Origin of the sequence: Marinomonas foliarum (genome assembly GCF_003337275.1) — a bacterium.
Taxonomy (GTDB): domain Bacteria; phylum Pseudomonadota; class Gammaproteobacteria; order Pseudomonadales; family Marinomonadaceae; genus Marinomonas; species Marinomonas foliarum.
Map to the genome: position 1 here is coordinate 1 of NZ_QPJQ01000005.1, position 17422 is coordinate 17422.

The window sequence follows — 17422 nt, forward strand, 5'->3', positions numbered from 1 at the left end:
CGCACGTCCGAGTAGGAAACGGTTGGTGAAACAACCGGTTTCGTCAGGTAGACATACCCTGCGAAACAGAAATACTTGCAACTTTCAGGTCGCACGAGCAGGGAACCATTGTTTATCCGGGTAACTTTGGGGTGTTTAACTGGGGGAGTATCGCGGTCGATCCTAAACGTCAGCAAATGTTTGGTATGCCGCTTTATTTAGCGTTTACATCTACTTTAGTACCAAAAGATGGTGTTGATTTAGGTGAGGCAAATAAAGGTGAGCAGGGGTTAAATTCAAATGAAGGCGCAGACTATGCAGTTGAGTTAAAACCTTTCTTGTCACCATTGGGTGTCCCTTGTCAGCAACCACCTTGGGGTTATGTGGCTGGTGTGGATCTTAAAACGGGTAAGACGGCTTGGAAACACAAAAATGGTACCATTGAAGATATGACGCCATTCAAGTTGCCAATTGAAATGGGTATGCCCGGTATTGGTGGGCCCGTTATCACGGATGGTGGTGTTGTCTTTATGGCGGCGGCAGTAGATAACTATTTACGAGCTTATGATTTGTCTACTGGTAAAGAGTTATGGAAAGGTCGTTTACCAGCGGGTGGCCAAGCAACACCAATGACATACCTAAACAGTAAGGGTGAGCAAATGGTTGTTCAAGTAGCTGGTGGCCATGGCTCTATTGGCACCACAATTGGCGATTATGTGGTTGCTTATAAGTTGAAAAAATAATATTCAAACTGAGTTTTTCTTATAAATAGGCTGTCTTTATAGCCTTCAACAGGTCCAGTATTGAAATGCCCAGAAAGCGGGTGGTTTTAATACTGGACTTTTTATTAGCTTAATATCTCATATAGCGATATTGAATAAAAAATATTTTCATGGGTGTTTTTTGTTATAACGTTTTGTGACAACGACATTGCTAATTATTATTGGTCTCGTGGACTACTTTTTACTATCATTCGCGCCTTTCTTCCCTATGACCAAAAGTTGCAGGGTTAACTCAATCTGGAATCCTCAGACGATATGACTTCTAAATCTCCTCTGGCATTGCTGCCATTGTTACTTTTCCTTGTTCTTTTTGTTGGCAGCGGCCTTTGGTATCAGTCTGAAGGTGTGGATTTTGCCTTCTATCAGATCTCTGCTCCTGTCGCTATTTTGCCTGCGATCGCCTTGGCGATTCTATTAGGAAAAGGACACTTTAATCAGCGTATTGAAACTTTTATTCAAGGTGTGGGTGATAATACGATTATTACCATGATCTTGATTTATCTATTGGCTGGTGCCTTTGCTAATGTGGCAAAAAGCGTTGGTGGTGTTGATGCCACTGTTAACTTTGGCCTGAGCATTGTTCCTGCTTCGTTATTGTTGCCAGGCTTGTTTGTTATCACGGCATTTGTTGCTACTTCTATGGGAACGTCCATGGGAACGATTGCCGCCATCGCGCCAATAGCGATTGGGGTTGCCGAAGCTGCAGATTTACCTTTGTTGCTAACGGTAGGTACCGTCATTGGTGGTGCTATGTTTGGCGATAATTTGTCGATTATTTCCGACACTACTATTGCAGCAACACGAACTCAGGGCTGTGATATGCGTGACAAATTCCGCATGAACTTCAAAATTGCCTTGCCTGCGGCATTAGCGGCTTTGGTGTGGTTGTTTTTCCAGAGTGGCGAAGCGCAAATTGCTGATGTTCAAGATTACGAGCTGATTCGTGTCCTGCCTTATGTGGCTGTCTTAGGCTTGGCTGTGGCTGGTGTTAACGTTATGTTGGTGCTGTTCAGCGGTATTATTTTAGCAGGTGTGATTGGTTTGACCATGCAACCTGATTATTCTGTCGCTTCTTGGTCGGCAGATATTTATGCTGGTTACACTGGCATGCAGGAAATTTTGATTCTTTCCTTGTTGATTGGTGGTCTTGCTGCGTTAATGAAATCGCAAGGCGGCTTGGCTTGGTTGGTTAGTGCGATTGAACGTATTAGCCGTGCTTTAGGTGCGAAAGCGGGCTCTACTCGTGCTGGTGAACTGAGCATCAGTGCCGCTGTTGCATTGACTAATTTATGTACCGCTAATAATACAGTGTCTATTTTAATTAATGGTTCTGTCGCAAAAGACATTGCTGAGCGCTACAATGTTGATCCGAAACGCAGTGCTAGCTTGTTGGATATTTTTTCTTGTGTAGTGCAAGGTATCTTGCCCTACGGTGCACAAATCCTATTAGCTTCCTCTTTAGCAAAGGTGTCACCATTTGAGCTTATTGGTTATGTCCAATACAGTTGGTTATTGGCCGTTGCTGCTTTGATTTCTATCTTTATTGGCTGGCCAAAAGGCGCAAAAGCAAATAACGCTTAGTAACAAGCAATAGGTTTTATAAAGCCTGCGTACTTAGTGGTTATTCACTCAGTAGGCGGGCTTTTTTGTGTCTTAAATTTAGCATCGGGTATCGTATCTTTTCCGTCAAACGTCATTATTTTTTAAATAAGGAAAGCTCTTGAAACATGGATCTCATCTGAAAGCTGAAATGATATTAGTCTTCGTCACTATTTTGGCGGGTTTTGGTTGGATATTTTCAAAAGAAGCCATAGCAGGGATGCCGCCGCAGTTTTTTATGGGAGTGCGCTTTATTGTTGCTGGTTTTGTTCTGTATCTTGTTGGACTGAAATATTTCCAAGGGCTGAACTGGCAGGGTGTTAAGCGGGCCGGATTGGTTGGCTTGGTAATGGGGGTCACCATGATGTTTTGGGTGAAAGGATTGGATCAAGGTTCTAACTTGGGTGTTGGGGCATTTATCGCTAGCCTTGGTGTTGTTTTGGTACCTTTGATTGCTCGTTTTATGTTTGGCGCGAGACCGCCTTTGAGTATTTGGCTTGCTTTGCCTGTGGCTGTTTTAGGATTGGGCTTTTTGGCGTTGGATAATGGTTTGGATTTTGAATTCGCTCATGTGTACTTTTTCTGCTCGGCATTGGGTATGGCGTTTCAGCTGAATTTATTATCCCGGTTTTCTATGCGGATGCATGTTTTGGTATTAACGACGATCCAGCTGTCTGTTGCGGGTTGTGTCTTACTGCTTCTATCGCTGCTCACTGAAACGCTTCCACATAGTATTAGTATTGAGGTGGCCGGTTGGTTTCTAGCAAGTACCTTGATCGCTAGTAGTCTGAGGTTTTTGTTACAAACTTATGGGATGAGTTTAACGCCAGTAAGCCATGCAGCAGTTATTATGAATTTGGAGCCTGTTTGGACTGCCATTTTTGCTGTGTTTTGGTTTAGTGAGTCGATGTCTGGTGGTCAGGTGTTGGGCTGTTTCTTAATCTTTATCGCGATGTTGATTAGTCGTTGGCCTCAAATTAGGTCCATATTTAAACCGTCTAAGTATTCATAATGGAGGCTTTAAGGCATTGTGTGAATATTCAATCTGGCAGAATAGTGTCTAAAGTTTGCTGATAGATTAGTTGTGTTTCTTCGTTAAAAGGTCTGCTTTGTGAGTCCCATCGAGCGAGCAAACCTTCTGTAAGCGTCACTAGTATTTCAATACGTGCGATGATTTCTCTTTCTTCCATTTTCGGGTAGTGAGATTGGAGAATCTTTACTGCGCGGCCTTGTAACCGGCGATTAGATTCCATATAAATTCTTTCAATAACAGAGTTGCGTGAGGCTTCTGCTTGGATTTCATAGTGCATCACCCTCATGTTATGAGTATCTTGATTTTCTTCAGAGAAATGTCGATTTAACCAATCTTTCTTATCTAAAAAAGAGGCCATAAACTGTAATCTTTTTTCGGTAAGCTGATCGACTAATGCGCAGATGATGTCATCTTTATGTGCAAAGTATCGATAAATTTGGCCGACGCTCAATCCAGCTGTTTTGGCAATTTCGCTCATGCTGGCTTTATGAAAGCCTTTAGCGAGGGCGTGTCGTTCAGTGGCATCAATAATGCATTGTTTTCGCTGATCGTTGTGGCGTGGTGGCTTAATAGATCTCATTTATTTGCACGTTTTGTCATATATCAGGTACATTTCTTGTATTATAGTGCTAGTGAATGGTCATTCTCAATATTTCGAAAGGAAGTTTCCTCAATGTTGTCTAAATCTAAGTATGCTTTAAGCGTGTTAGTCGTTTTTTTGTTGGCTGGTTGTCAAGAAGAGGCTGCTAAGTCTGATTCTGCTAAAGCGCCTGCTCCGAAAGTTCAAGTTGGAGTTGTTACTATTGAAGCCCAAAAAACGGATCTAATCGCTGAGTTACCCGGACGCACTACATCAAGCTTGGTGGCAGAAATACGTCCACAGGTTGGTGGGATTGTAAAGAAACGTTTTTTTGAAGAAGGGCAAAACGTTAAGACAGGCGACTTGCTATACGAATTGGATGACTCCACTTATGTCTCTTCTTATACACAAGCTCAAGCGGATTTAGAGTCTGCGAATGCAAGTCTCAAATCAGCGCAATTAAAACAAGAGCGTTACAGCGAGTTGCGTAAGCAAAACAATGTTTCTCAGCAAGATTTAGATGATGCCCAAGTTGCTTACCTAGAAGCTAGAGCGAAGCAAAAAGGTTCTGAGGCCGCATTAGAAAATGCTCAAATTAACTTGGGTTACACCGAAATTAAGTCACCTATTGATGGTCGAATCGGTATCTCTCGTGTCACTGTGGGCGCCTTAGTGACTGCTAGCCAAGCAGCTGTGATGACAACGGTTCGTTCATTGGATCCTATTTTTGTTGATTTATCTCAAACCAGTTTAGACCAGCTGCAGCAGCGTACATTCCTAGCTCAAGATGGTGTTGAACGTGGCTCAAATAAAGTGTCTTTGATTCTAGAAGATGGTACTGAATACCAATATAAAGGTAGCTTGAAGGCCAGAGAAATAAGTGTTGATGAGTCAACTGGCAGTGTGACCTTGCGAGCTGAATTTCCAAATCCAGATAACCTTTTATTGCCTGGCATGTTTGTCCGCGGCTTGATCCACGAGTTAACGCATAACTCCGCGATCCTAGTGCCTCAGCAAGCAGTGTCTCGTGATGTGAAAGGTAATCCAGTTGCTTTGGTTGTGAATGATAATAATGTGGTTGAAAGCCGTATTCTAAAAGTTGAACGCACTCTGGCAAACCAATGGTTGGTGCTGTCTGGTATTAAATCGGGCGAGAAAGTGATTGTTGAAGGTTCAATGAAGGTCAAGTCTGGCGATGAGGTCACGACGGTTGCAATGAAACGAGACAGTGAAACTGGTGTTATCGTCGATGCCAATGCTTCTTCGACTCAAGGGAATTAATCTATGTTAGCTCACTTTTTTATCAATCGTCCGGTGTTCGCGTGGGTTATTTCCATTGCTATCATGTTGGCGGGGCTTGGCTCAATAACGGCCTTGCCAATATCTCAATACCCAAATGTGGCACCACCTACGATTAGTATTTCAGCGACCTATTCTGGTGCGTCAGCTGAAACGGTTGAGAACAGTGTTACTCAGGTCCTAGAGCAGCAACTGACTGGTCTTGATGGTTTGTTGTACTTTTCGTCATCTAGTAGTTCTAGTGGCCGTGCGAGTATCAACGTCACTTTTGAGCAAGGTACGGATGCCGATATCGCTCAAGTACAAGTGCAAAATAAGATCCAGCAAATTACGTCTAATTTGCCAACGTCTGTTCAGCAAAACGGTGTGGCTGTTCGCAAGGCTAACTCTGACTTTTTGATGGTAGCGGCTGTTTATGATGAGACAGATAGAGATACGGCCAATGATATTTCAGACTTTTTAGTGTCAAGTATTCAGGATCCTGTTTCTCGTGTTGATGGTGTTGGTAGTATCCAAGTTTTTGGTGCTGCCTATGCAATGCGTGTTTGGTTGGATCCACTTAAACTGGCGTCTTATAAGCTGATGCCTTCTGATATTTCGGCGGCGATTAATGCGCAAAACACTCAGGTCGCTGCAGGTAGTCTCGGAGCTTACCCAATCATTAAAGGCCAAGAGCTGAATGTCACAGTAACGGCTCAATCTAAATTACAAACGGCAGAGCAGTTTAAAGACATCATACTTACTTATGATGATAGTGGTGCGACGGTCCGTTTGAGTGATGTTGCGAGAGTTGAGCTTGGTAGTGAGTCTTATGGCTATATCCCTCGTTTGAATAAACACCCTGCCTCTGGTTTAGCTGTGATGCTGGCGCCGGGCGCAAATGCTTTATCTACGTCAGAAGCGGTTAAAAAGACGTTAAATGATTTATCCAACAGCTTGCCAGAAGGGTATAAGTTTTCTTTCCCTGTCGATAATACTGACTTTATTAAAATATCCATCGAGGAAGTGGTTAAAACTCTGTTTGAAGCCATTGCTTTGGTAATTATTGTCATGTTTATCTTCTTACAGAACTGGCGTGCGACGCTGATTCCTGCAATCGCAGTACCTGTTGTACTTTTGGGTACATTTGGTGTGTTAGAGGTGTTTGGTTTTTCCATTAATACGTTAACCATGTTCGGTGTTGTACTCTCTATCGGTTTGCTAGTCGATGACGCCATCGTGGTGGTTGAGAACGTTGAGCGAGTCATGGAAGAGGAGAAGCTCTCTCCCAAAGAGGCGACGATCAAGTCCATGAAGGAAATTACCAGTGCCCTAATTGGTATTGCAGTTGTGTTGTCTGCGGTATTCTTACCGATGGCATTCTTTAGTGGTTCTACGGGTGTTATTTATAGACAGTTTTCGATCACTATAGTAGCAGCCATGGTTCTATCTGTGATTGTAGCGCTAACCTTAACGCCAGCCTTGTGTGCGACTCTATTAAAACCAAAGGATCACGCGAATGAGAAGAAGGGACTCGGTGGTTGGTTTAATCGAAACTTTGATAGTGCAACAGGCAGATATTTTAATGGTGTTAGCCGTATTATTAAAAAGCCTATTCGCTGGATGCTGGTATACGGAATAATCGTTGCTGGTTTAAGTGGTTTGATGCTGAATTTACCATCTGGTTTCTTGCCAACAGAGGACCAAGGTCGAGTTATGGTCATGGTGTCGTTGCCTGAAGGCGCCTCTATGTCTCGTACTGATAAGGTTATGCAAGAGGTGGAAACTTACTTCCTCGAGGCAGAGAAAGATAATGTTAATGACATTTTTACTATCTCTGGCTTTAACTTTATGGGAAGTGGTCAAAATGCAGGTATGGCATTTATTGCATTAAAAGATTGGAGTGAGCGAGTTGGCCCTGCAAATAGCGCAAGTGCAATTGTTGGGCGTTCTTACGGTGCTTTTGCTGGAATACGCGACGCACAAATTTTCTCTCTAATCCCGCCTTCAATCCAAGGTTTGGGTCAAAGTAGTGGCTTTACTTTCCAGCTTCAAGCGACAGGTAATACTGACCGTGAAACCTTGTTAGAAATGCGGAATAACTTGCTTGGTGATGCCAATGCAAGCCCATTATTGACAGGTGTTCGTTTGGGGTCTCAGTCTGAAGGGCCGCAGCTGTATATCGATATAGACCAAGAAAAGGCGTCAGCGCTTGGCTTGTCTTTATCTGACATAAGTTCGACCTTGAGCAGTGCGTGGGCTGGACGTTATATCAATGACTTTATCGACCGTGGACGTGTTAAGACTGTTTATATGCAAGGTGAAGCGGAATACCGCTCTTCCCCAGAAGATTTACAGCATTGGTACGTTCGAGGTGGTGACAATACGATGACGCCATTCTCTGCTTTTGCTAAAAGTGAGTGGACATATGGACCGAAGAGTTTATCTCGTTTTAACGGTTTGGCATCGTATGAAATTCAAGGCTCAGGTTCGCCTGGCGTGAGTTCTGGTGAGTCTATGGATGAATTGCAGCGTATTACAAGCAATTTACCTGGTGTAACTGGTTCTTGGAGTGGCTTGTCTTATCAAGAGCGCTTGTCTAGTGGCCAAACGCAAATGTTGTACGCCATTTCGATTTTGGTTGTATTCCTATGTCTTGCTGCTTTGTACGAGAGCTGGACTGTGCCTTTCTCAGTGATCATGGTTATTCCTCTTGGGGTAATAGGTTCTGCTGCTGCGGCGCATTTGCGCGGGCTAGAAAATGATGTGTATTTTCAGGTCGCTTTATTAACCACCATAGGTTTGTCGTCTAAAAATGCGATCTTGATTGTTGAGTTTGCGGAAGCGGCCTATCGACGAGGTCTTGGGGTGTGGGATGCTGCAGCTCAAGCTGCTCGTTTGCGCTTACGCCCTATTATCATGACGTCGTTGGCATTTATGGTGGGAACCTTGCCATTAGCACTTTCTTCTGGCGCTGGTGCAAATAGCCGAATCTCTATTGGCTCAGGCATAGTTGGCGGTACCTTAACGGCAACCGTGCTGGCTATTTTCTTTGTGCCTTTATTCTTTGTGGTTGTACGTCGGATTTTTCCAAAACGTCCAGATGGATTATCGACTCAAGAAAACATAGAGTAATTAGGCGTAGCTAAAAAGCAGAATCTTATGAGTATAAAAAAGGAGCCGGCTTAGGCTCCTTTTTTGTGCAATAAACTGTTTACTGAAGAGAGTTAAAGTAAGCGTTTGCGAATATTTACTACAACAATTTCAGCCAATATTACGATGACAAAGATAGCCAAAAGAGACATAGCCACTCTATCCCATTGAAATAAGTTCATTGAATCATCCAGTACCACGCCGATACCGCCTGCACCGACTAACCCTAGAACGGCAGATTCTCGGACATTAATATCCCAGCGAAATAGTACGATACTAAAGAAGGCGGGTAATACTTGCGGCCAGTAACCCTTAAGTAAAATAGACATCCAAGAAGCGCCAGTGGCTTTTAATGCTTCGATAGATCCCATATTTACTTCTTCGATGGCTTCGCCAAGTAACTTGCCGACAAAGCCGATAGAGCGAAAGGCAATGGCTAAAACGCCAGCAATAACGCCCGGGCCGAAGATAGAGACAAAAAGCAGAGCCCAAACTAATGAATTAACTGATCGAGAAGACACTAGAAAAAACCGAGATATCCAGTGACACCAGGCTGAATTAACAATGTTACTGGCATTCATCAAGGCTAATGGGATAGCGAAAATCAATGTGATGAGCGTGCCTAGCGTAGCGATATTGAGTGTCTCTATCATGGCGTCATGAACAGCGACCGGGTAGTAAGCAAAGTCTATTGGCCACATACGGCTGAACATGTCCGCCATTTGTTCTGGTGCATCTAATAAAAATTCTGGGATAACCTCAACTGACTGAATGGACTGTACAAAGGCAATAACGAGAACCAAATATACGGCATAGCGTGAGAGCTTTTGCTTAAGCGTGAAGCGTTGCCAGTGATGGTCTATTGTGTTCATAAAATTAGCTCCTAGGTCAAACTAGCGGAAAATGCGTCGAACAATGTTGGAGAGGAATTCACCAAACATGATAAGAGCAATAATGACGATAAGGATGGCCGCGACAAAGTCATAGTCGAAACGCTGGAAGGCAGAGAAAAGTGTGCCGCCTAAGCCGCCAGCGCCGACAATTCCCACCATGGTTGAGTTACGTAAGTTAGAGTCGAGTTGATAGGTGGAGAAACCTATAAAACGCGAAAACACTTGCGGCATAACAGAAAATAAAATGATGCTAGTAAAGCCTGCACCGGTAGCTCGAATGGCTTCTACTTGTTTAAGTGATATTTCTTCAATGGCCTCTGCAAATAGCTTGGCAATAAAGCCAATTGAAGCGACTATAAGAGTAAGAATCCCTGCCAAAGCTCCGAACCCCACGCTCTTAACAAATAAGATAGCAATGATCACCGGATGAAAGGTACGACAAAGTGCGATAAGAGTTCGCACCGGTGTGCTAATCCAGCTCGGCATCATATTACGAGCTGCAAATAGCCCTAAAAATAATGAAATGAAAATACCGCAAATACTGGAAATGATGGCAATTTCGAGGCTCTCTATCAGTCCGCTCATTAGCAATGACCAGCGGCTAAAGTTAGGTGGAATCATACGCCCTAATAGGTCGCTAGCATGGCCTAAGCCGTCGCTAAAGCGTTCCCAACTTAAGCCCATAGCGTTAAAAGAGTACAACACATAACAAATAACCAGCAGCCAAGTTGCGGTGACAAACCAATTTTGTTTAAAAGGATTGTCTCTATTTTTGGGAGTGTTTATACCAGCCATGATTCACCTCCATAAATTTGTTTTAGGTGTTCATCAGTAATCCCTTCCGGAGGTCCGTCGTAAACCACAACGCCGTTGCTCATCCCAATCATGCGCTTGGCAAAACGGCTGGCCAGTTTTACATCATGAATATTGACCAGAGCGGGGATGTTTTTTTCTGCTGAGAAGCGCTCTAGCAGCTCCATGATTTCCACCGCTGTTTTTGGATCGAGAGAAGAGGTTGGCTCATCAGCTAAGAGGATTTTAGGGTTTTGCATCACGGCTCTGGCGATGCCAACGCGCTGACGTTGGCCACCAGACAAGCTATCAGCACGTTTGCTTGCATGTTCGGTTAAGCCAACAGCGTCTAATAATTCAAAGGCCGTATTAATGTCTTCTTGGCTGAATTTTCTTCTCCAAGCGTGCCAAGCCGACATATAACCCAGACGACCTGTTAGAACATTTTCAATGACGGTTAAACGTTCAACAAGGTTGTATTCTTGGAACACCATGCCGACTTGACGACGAAGTTTACGTAGTTGGGCCCCTTTGGCTAAACACAAATCAGCCTCATCAAATAAAATTTGTCCATCTGTTGGATCAATTAAGCGGTTGATGCAGCGTAGTAGTGTACTTTTTCCTGTCCCAGAAGGTCCTATGATGGCAATGATGCCTGGTTCTGTGATGGTAATATCTATCCCTTTTAAAATGGGATTTCCTACAGTGTATTCTTTTTTTAAGTTTCGAATTTCTAGAAAGTTTGAACGCTCAGCTGTGTTTTGAGTAACAGACATGATGATTTCCTACAGGCGAAGAGGTCCAATAGCTTGATTTCTCAGGCTATTGGAGTCCTTTTAAATAAGTCTTTTAAATTACGTTAAACGATAAGAAACAACCGTTTATTGGCTTTTACTAGCGGCTTCTTTTTTGCGTTTATCAGCAGCGGCTTTCGCAGCATCTGCTTCAGCGAGTTGCTTAAGTCCTGCTTTGGTATAAGCCGTACCAGATGAATGAGCAATGTCACGGATAACTTGCCAATCTTCTTTGTAGGTTACAGGGAAGAAGCGGTCAGCTCCGCCAAAGGTTTTTTGCATTTCTGGTGGAAAGCGGAAAGTGAAGAAGGCTTTTTTGATTTTCTCAACCAGCTCAGGGTTGAGATCATAAGCGTAACCGAAGGATGACGTCGGGAAACGAGGGCTAGTATAAATGATACGGAAATCATCTTTACTCACGCGTTTTGCATCAACCATACGTTTGAACACGTCTGAGGCGACAGGTGCGGCATCATAGTCTCCAGATAATACACCCATAACAGACTGATCATGTTTGCCAGAATATTTTACTTCATAGTCTTTATCTGGGGTTAGCCCTAATGCAGGGAAGATGGCGCGAGGCGCTAAGTTACCAGAGTTTGATGACGCAGAAGTATGAGCAACCACTTTGCCTTTTAAATCTGTCATTTTCATCATGTTGCTGTCTTTGCGAACGATGGTGATCAGATTATAACCTTGGAAAGATTCCTCTGTGCCTTTGACGGCGATTGGTACCAAGCCTCCTAGGTTTACAGCGTAGCCAGTTGGGCCAGTAGAAAAGCCGGCTATGTGTAGTCTGCCAGAGCGTAACGCTTCGACTTCGGCTGCATTGGAATGAACTGTGTAATACACCACTTTTTTACCAGTCACTTCACTGAGGTATTTTTGGAAATCACTGAATGCGTCTTTGTAAACCGCAGGATCTTCCACAGGAGTGTAGGTGAATACTAAGGTGCTTGGATCTCGCCACTGGCTTGAATCTTTTGGTAGATCGGCAACAAGGTCGTAGTTTTCGTCGCAGAATTTATCGTCTAGAACGCCACGGTAGCTGCAATCATCGGCTAGGGCGGTGCTGGCACCTAATAGTAAAGAGCTAGAGAGCACTAAACCTGTTAATAATTTAATAGGCATTTTTGTTTTCCTCGTGATGTATTTTTTATTGTTATCACCGGTCGGGAGGTTCCGTTGTCGGAGATGAGTTAATCCTTCACACATGAAGGATTAACTCAGATAGAGCAAGGCTAATGCCAATAGTTTTAAATCCTTTTAAAACAGTGGTTTATGAATTTTATTTAGGTGAGAATAGGATCTTTGGGACGCTTTAGTCTCATTGAAAAATGCCAAATGGGTCATTCCTGTCCTTCGTCTTCCAGTATTTTAAACTGCTGTTTTTCTAGTTGGTGTTTCTTCATTTTACGGTAGAGAGTTTTACGAGACATGTCTAATAGCTCTGCAGCTTCATTTAATAAACCGTTTGTGGCTCTGAGCCCTTCTTCTATTATGTGGCGTTCGAATTGATCCATACGTTCTTCATAGCTGCCATTTATGTCTTCATCGCGTTTAATCGATGCGAGGGAGGTCTCGCTTATCCCTAGTACAAACCTATCCGCTGAGTTTTTTAATTCACGGACATTGCCTGGCCACTGGTGTTGAATTAAATAATCCAGGTAGGCTGGTGTGATGCTTGGTAGCTCTCTGGAAAAATGATCTGCCGCTTTGCGGGCATAGTGATGAAATAACGGTAAAATGTCTTCTGGTCTGTCCCTAAGTGGTGGAATGGTCAGACTGGCAACATTGAGACGGTAAAATAAGTCTTTACGAAATTTTCCTTCATCACCCAGTTGGGCAAGGTTGTCTTTACTGGCCGCAATAACCGTGAGTTCGACCGGAATTGGCATGGTGCTGCCGACTCGCTCAATGGTACGTTCTTGTAATACACGCAGTAGTTTTATTTGAACTGGTAGCGGCATGGTTTCTATTTCATCCAGAAACAGTGTTCCGCCATTGGCTGCTTCAATTTTGCCGATATGGCGCTTATTAGCTCCTGTGAACGAGCCTGCTTCATGCCCAAAAAGCTCGCTTTCAATCAGGCTTTCGCTGATGCCGCCACAGTTAATCGCAATGAATCGTCCATTGTTACGAAGGCTGAACTGGTGAAGAGCTCTGGCGACCACGTCTTTGCCGCAGCCTGTTTCACCATAGATAATAGTGTCAATGTTTGCCTGCGCCAGAGAGGATATATGTTGGCGAATATTCTTGATTGCCGCAGACTCGCCAATAATAAAGGCTGCTAAGCCTGTTTGTTGAGCGAGATTTTGTTTTAGTTTCCGGTTTTCTAGCACTAAATGTCTTTTTTCTGCAGCACGTTGCAGCTTGCTTATCAGTTGGGCTGGTTGTAATGGTTTTTCAAGAAAGTCGTAAGCGCCTTCTTTCATCGCTTCTATAGCCATTGGGATGTCGCCATGACCGCTCATGAGCAAGACTGGCAATTCATTGTCTAGTTGTTGAAGGCGAGTCAGTAAACTCATGCCGTCCATTTGGGGCATTCTGACATCGCTAAGCACGACCGCGGCGCTATTTTTATCAAGTAGATTAATGGCTTTATCTGCTCTGTAATAGCTTTCTATCAGGAAGCCTTCAAGCTCGAGCATTTCGGTTAATGCTTCGATGATGGTTTGATCATCGTCGATAATGATTATTTTTATTGTATTAAGCATTTATTTTTCTGCCTTTGTTAATTCCAAGGTAAATCGGCTGCCGGCTTCTGGTGTGGATGTCACTCTTATTTGGCCGCCAAAATCTTGAACTATGTTGTAACTAATAGATAAGCCTAGACCGAGCCCTTGGCCAACTTCTTTTTGAGTGAAAAATGGATCGAAAATTTGTTCCAACTGATTCCCATCTATGCCAATTCCAGTGTCACTGACATCAATCATTATCCTTTCATCTTGTTCATATACTCTGATAGAGAGCTGCTTTATTGAGGCACTTGATAGGGCGTCCACGCCATTGCTTATTAGATTCACCATGACTTGTTCTAGCCTGATTGGCTCAGCCAGAACATAGAATGACGCTGAGTTTGTTTGATAATCCAATGTGCAATGTTGGTCGATGATCTGGCTCGACATGAGCTCGATGGCGTCTTGGATGACTGTGTCTAAACAGACGGGAGTCAATTCAGTGCCTGCAACGCGAGCAAAGGCTTTAAGGTGCTTGGTTATCCGAGTGATTTTGGTAAGCAATAAGCCAATTTTGTCTAAGCTATTTCGCGCCTTTTCCACTTGATCTTTTTCCATGTGTCGCCCAGCTGTGTGTAAATGGCTGGCGATGGCGGTTAATGGCTGGTTGATTTCATGGGTGATACCAACGCCAAGCTGTCCTAATGCCGCGAGCTTTCCTGCTTGTACCAGCTCGTTTTGAGCCGCTTTTAGCTGCGCTTCTGCCGCAACTCTTTCTTCTATTTCTGCAGCGAGGACTTGATTGGTTTTTTCTACTTCGATGGCCGTCTTCTGGAAATATTGTAAGTCTCTAGCCATGCTGGAGACTTCATCATGTCCCACAATGCGTATTTTTGTATCCAGTTGAGAGCTTGCAATGGCGCGCATATTTCTTTGTAGTTCGATGATGCGCTGCAACACATTGCGTCGAACATAAAACCAAGAGATAGCACAAGCAATGCTTAGGCTGATGAGAGACAGTAATAGAATATCGCGAATGCTGTTGTTGATGGATTTGATAGCACCTTCAAGGGAGCCTCGAATGCTGGTGTTGGTGTAATTTGTATATTGATTGATTTGGGCTGCTAGCTGTTGGATATGCTGTTGGCTATTTTCCAGTAGAAAACTTTGTTGATAAAGCAGGTCTAACTCTTCATTTTTAAGTTGGAAAAGTTCGCCTTGTCGAGAGCTCATGATTAATAAGTCGAGTAACGATTGGCGCAATACAAGAGGTACTTGCGGCAATAGGGTGAGGTATTGAGCAATCTCTGAGCCTAGTTTTTCAAGTCGTAAAAAGGTGTAGTCCAATTCGTTGAAAGAAGCGTCATTACTTACTTTTTCTATGAGGCCTGAAAAATAATACAGTCGACTAATAACTTGCTCTAGTTCAGGAGAACGTTCTAGTTGATCAAGTTGAGAAATAACTTCCTGAAATAATGGAAAAATCAATCGTGATTGTCTGGTGAGTTCACGTCTTATCACTTCACGACGCTCAACACTTTGGTTGAGGAGGGTGAGGCTATTTTGGATTTGTGCAATGAGCTCTAGGAAGTAGCGGCTGTAGTCTGGCAGGTTGCGCATAAGTGAGTCCATTTCATTAATGGCTGCACTGAGTTCGACCATGGTTTTTTCTCTAGAAATAGAGGCATCGCTGGTCACGAGCATCGGTGCAGTCGCGACGATTTGCCGGCTTTTGTCGTTTAGCCGAGCTGCGGCATCTAAGCCTGGAATATCTTGGTGTTTTAGTAAGAGAAGACGGTCACTTAGTTGCAGATACGTGTTTGTCGCCAAGCCACTGGCAACAATAGTGATAGAAGAGATTAAGACGAAAGCTAAAAAAAGCCTGCCGCCAATACCAATATTGCGAAGCCGTAAAAACGTGGGAATACCCATCTGTATTTATCCTATTATTTTTATTATTAAATAACCTAATGAAAAAATAGTGCCAACTTTGATAGACGCTGATTACTAGGTTTTGGCCTATGGTGAGGACAAAAATGTCCCATAACAAGCTTTTTAAAAATATATCGCTCGTTAATGAATAATGCTTATGGTGAGGTCTGTTGGGGGTAAGTGCTCAAATCATCATTTATTACTAGAGCATCGATTGTTTATAACGTCGAGATCAGCGAAAATAGACGTATTGAACTCACGATTAACATCACGGGGCTTTTCTAGAAGCCCGCGTATAACTTAAAAGAACTTTTTAATGGCAGACCAGACTTTTCTAAATGAAGTAAGCGATAGACGCACATTCGCAATCATCTCTCACCCTGACGCTGGTAAAACAACGATCACTGAGAAACTATTATTACTAGGGCAGCTAATCCAGACAGCGGGCTCAGTAAAAGGCAGAAAAGGCGACAAACACGCCACATCAGACTGGATGGCAATGGAGAAGCAGCGTGGTATTTCGATTACCTCTTCTGTGATGCAGTTTCCTTATAGAGATCGTACGGTTAACTTGCTAGACACACCTGGACACGAAGACTTCTCTGAAGATACGTACCGAACGTTAACCGCTGTCGATTCTGTATTGATGATTATCGATGGGGCTAAGGGGGTAGAGGATCGCACGATCAAGTTGATGGATGTCTGTCGTCTAAGAGATACGCCTATTTTAACTTTCATCAATAAGATGGACCGGGATATTCGTGATCCGATTGATTTGTTGGATGAAGTGGAAGAAGTGCTGAAAATCGCAGCGGCACCGATCACATGGCCTATCGGCATGAGTGATTTCTTTAAAGGGGTTTATAACCTTTATACCGATACAATTCATGTGTTTGTTCGCGGGCGTGGTCATACTTTGATGGATGATATTCGCATAGAAGGTTTAGAGTCCGACGAAGCGAAAGAGTTACTTGGTGATGATTGGGCTGCTTACATGGATGAGATTGAACTTGTTCGTGGCGCAAGCCATGAGTTTGACCATGACGCGTATTTGGCTGGTGAATTAACGCCTGTGTTCTTTGGTACCGCATTGTCTAACTTTGGTGTTCGCGAAATGCTAGATGGCTTTGTTAAGTGGGCCCCTGCACCGATTGACCGCGAAACAAACTCCCGTAAAGTGGAAGCGAAAGAAGAGAAATTCTCTGGCTTTATCTTTAAGATCCAAGCCAACATGGACCCTAAGCACCGTGACCGTATTGCGTTCATGCGAGTGTGTTCAGGAACCTATAGTCGCGGCATGAAAATGCGCCATTGCCGTATTGGTAAAGATATCAAAGTGACGGATGCGGTGTCTTTCACTGCCGGTGATCGTGAAGGTGTTGAAGAAGCATTTTCTGGCGATATTATAGGTTTGCATAACCATGGCACAATTCAAATAGGTGATACTTTTACAGAAGGTGAGGATTTGAAATTCACCGGTATCCCTCACTTTGCTCCAGAATTGTTTCGCCGTGTACGCTTGAAAGACCCAATGAAAATGAAAGCGCTACAAAAAGGTTTGCAGCAACTTTCTGAAGAAGGTTCTACTCAGCTATTTATGCCGCAGCGTAATAATGAGCTGATTGTTGGTGCCGTAGGTCAGTTGCAATATGAAGTGGTGGCTTACCGTTTAAAAGACGAATACAAAGTTGAGTGCATTTACGAGCCAGTTAACGTTAATACCGCTCGCTGGGTTGAATGTGACGATGCGAAGAAGTTTGAAGAATTTAAGAACAAATGTCGTGATAATTTGGCGATTGATGGTGGAGGCCATTTAACCTATTTGGCGCCAACACGAGTAAATCTGATGATGGCGGAAGAGAAATGGCCTCAGGTACGTTTCCGTTCAACTCGTGAACATTGATCTATACTTGACTAAATTACTCGGAT

13 protein-coding genes are annotated in these 17422 nt (G+C 43.5%); 6 read left to right on the forward strand and 7 right to left on the reverse strand.

Annotation, left to right across the window (positions count from 1 at the left end; translation table 11 throughout):
* Positions 1–71: 71 nt before the first annotated feature.
* From DFP77_RS03635 to DFP77_RS03645, 3 genes are all read left to right on the forward strand, one after another.
* On the forward strand, positions 72–722 hold the full coding sequence (locus DFP77_RS03635; protein ID WP_441328189.1) for an outer membrane protein assembly factor BamB family protein: 651 nt from the start codon (positions 72–74) through the stop codon (positions 720–722).
* Between the two features lie 294 nt (positions 723–1016).
* Positions 1017–2342, forward strand: coding sequence for a Na+/H+ antiporter NhaC family protein (locus DFP77_RS03640; protein ID WP_114410939.1), 1326 nt, complete (start codon positions 1017–1019; stop codon positions 2340–2342).
* 139 nt (positions 2343–2481) lie between these two features.
* Positions 2482–3372 carry a DMT family transporter gene (locus DFP77_RS03645; protein WP_114410940.1) on the forward strand — a complete coding sequence of 297 codons (891 nt, stop codon included), beginning with the start codon at positions 2482–2484 and terminating at the stop codon, positions 3370–3372.
* Between the two features lie 28 nt (positions 3373–3400).
* On the opposite strand, the gene DFP77_RS03650 is transcribed toward DFP77_RS03645, so the two are convergent.
* Positions 3401–3973, reverse strand: a complete 573-nt coding sequence (locus DFP77_RS03650; protein ID WP_114410941.1) for a TetR/AcrR family transcriptional regulator — start codon at positions 3971–3973, stop codon at positions 3401–3403.
* Between the two features lie 93 nt (positions 3974–4066).
* Here DFP77_RS03650 and DFP77_RS03655 point away from each other — a divergent pair, with 93 nt between their 5' ends.
* Both DFP77_RS03655 and DFP77_RS03660 read left to right on the forward strand, forming a co-directional pair.
* The gene (locus tag DFP77_RS03655) at positions 4067–5254 is read left to right on the forward strand and encodes an efflux RND transporter periplasmic adaptor subunit (protein ID WP_476738609.1); all 1188 of its coding nucleotides are present in this window, start codon (positions 4067–4069) and stop codon (positions 5252–5254) included.
* 3 nt (positions 5255–5257) lie between these two features.
* The gene (locus tag DFP77_RS03660; protein ID WP_114410943.1) at positions 5258–8386 is read left to right on the forward strand and encodes an efflux RND transporter permease subunit; all 3129 of its coding nucleotides are present in this window, start codon (positions 5258–5260) and stop codon (positions 8384–8386) included.
* A gap of 92 nt (positions 8387–8478) precedes the next feature.
* Here the strand turns inward: DFP77_RS03660 and phnE (DFP77_RS03665) are convergent, their stop codons facing one another.
* The 6 genes from phnE (DFP77_RS03665) to DFP77_RS03690 form a co-directional block, all read right to left on the reverse strand.
* The gene (gene phnE, locus DFP77_RS03665) at positions 8479–9276 is read right to left on the reverse strand and encodes a phosphonate ABC transporter, permease protein PhnE (protein ID WP_114410944.1); all 798 of its coding nucleotides are present in this window, start codon (positions 9274–9276) and stop codon (positions 8479–8481) included.
* Positions 9277–9297: 21 nt separating this feature from the next.
* Positions 9298–10092 carry a phosphonate ABC transporter, permease protein PhnE gene (gene phnE, locus DFP77_RS03670; RefSeq protein ID WP_114410945.1) on the reverse strand — a complete coding sequence of 265 codons (795 nt, stop codon included), beginning with the start codon at positions 10090–10092 and terminating at the stop codon, positions 9298–9300.
* Positions 10080–10865 (reverse strand): phosphonate ABC transporter ATP-binding protein, encoded by a 786-nt coding sequence (gene phnC, locus DFP77_RS03675; RefSeq protein WP_114410946.1) that lies wholly within the window; start codon positions 10863–10865, stop codon positions 10080–10082. Before phnC ends, phnE (DFP77_RS03670) begins: the two co-directional genes overlap by 13 nt.
* A 105-nt stretch (positions 10866–10970) precedes the next feature.
* Positions 10971–12014 (reverse strand): phosphate/phosphite/phosphonate ABC transporter substrate-binding protein, encoded by a 1044-nt coding sequence (gene phnD / locus DFP77_RS03680; protein WP_114410947.1) that lies wholly within the window; start codon positions 12012–12014, stop codon positions 10971–10973.
* 218 nt (positions 12015–12232) lie between these two features.
* A complete protein-coding gene (locus DFP77_RS03685) occupies positions 12233–13600 on the reverse strand; it encodes a sigma-54-dependent transcriptional regulator (RefSeq protein WP_114410948.1) in 1368 nt (455 codons plus the stop codon).
* The gene (locus DFP77_RS03690) at positions 13601–15493 is read right to left on the reverse strand and encodes an ATP-binding protein (RefSeq protein ID WP_114410949.1); all 1893 of its coding nucleotides are present in this window, start codon (positions 15491–15493) and stop codon (positions 13601–13603) included.
* 316 nt (positions 15494–15809) lie between these two features.
* Here DFP77_RS03690 and DFP77_RS03695 point away from each other — a divergent pair, with 316 nt between their 5' ends.
* On the forward strand, positions 15810–17396 hold the full coding sequence (locus DFP77_RS03695) for a peptide chain release factor 3 (protein WP_114410950.1): 1587 nt from the start codon (positions 15810–15812) through the stop codon (positions 17394–17396).
* The last annotated feature ends 26 nt before the right edge of the window (positions 17397–17422 follow it).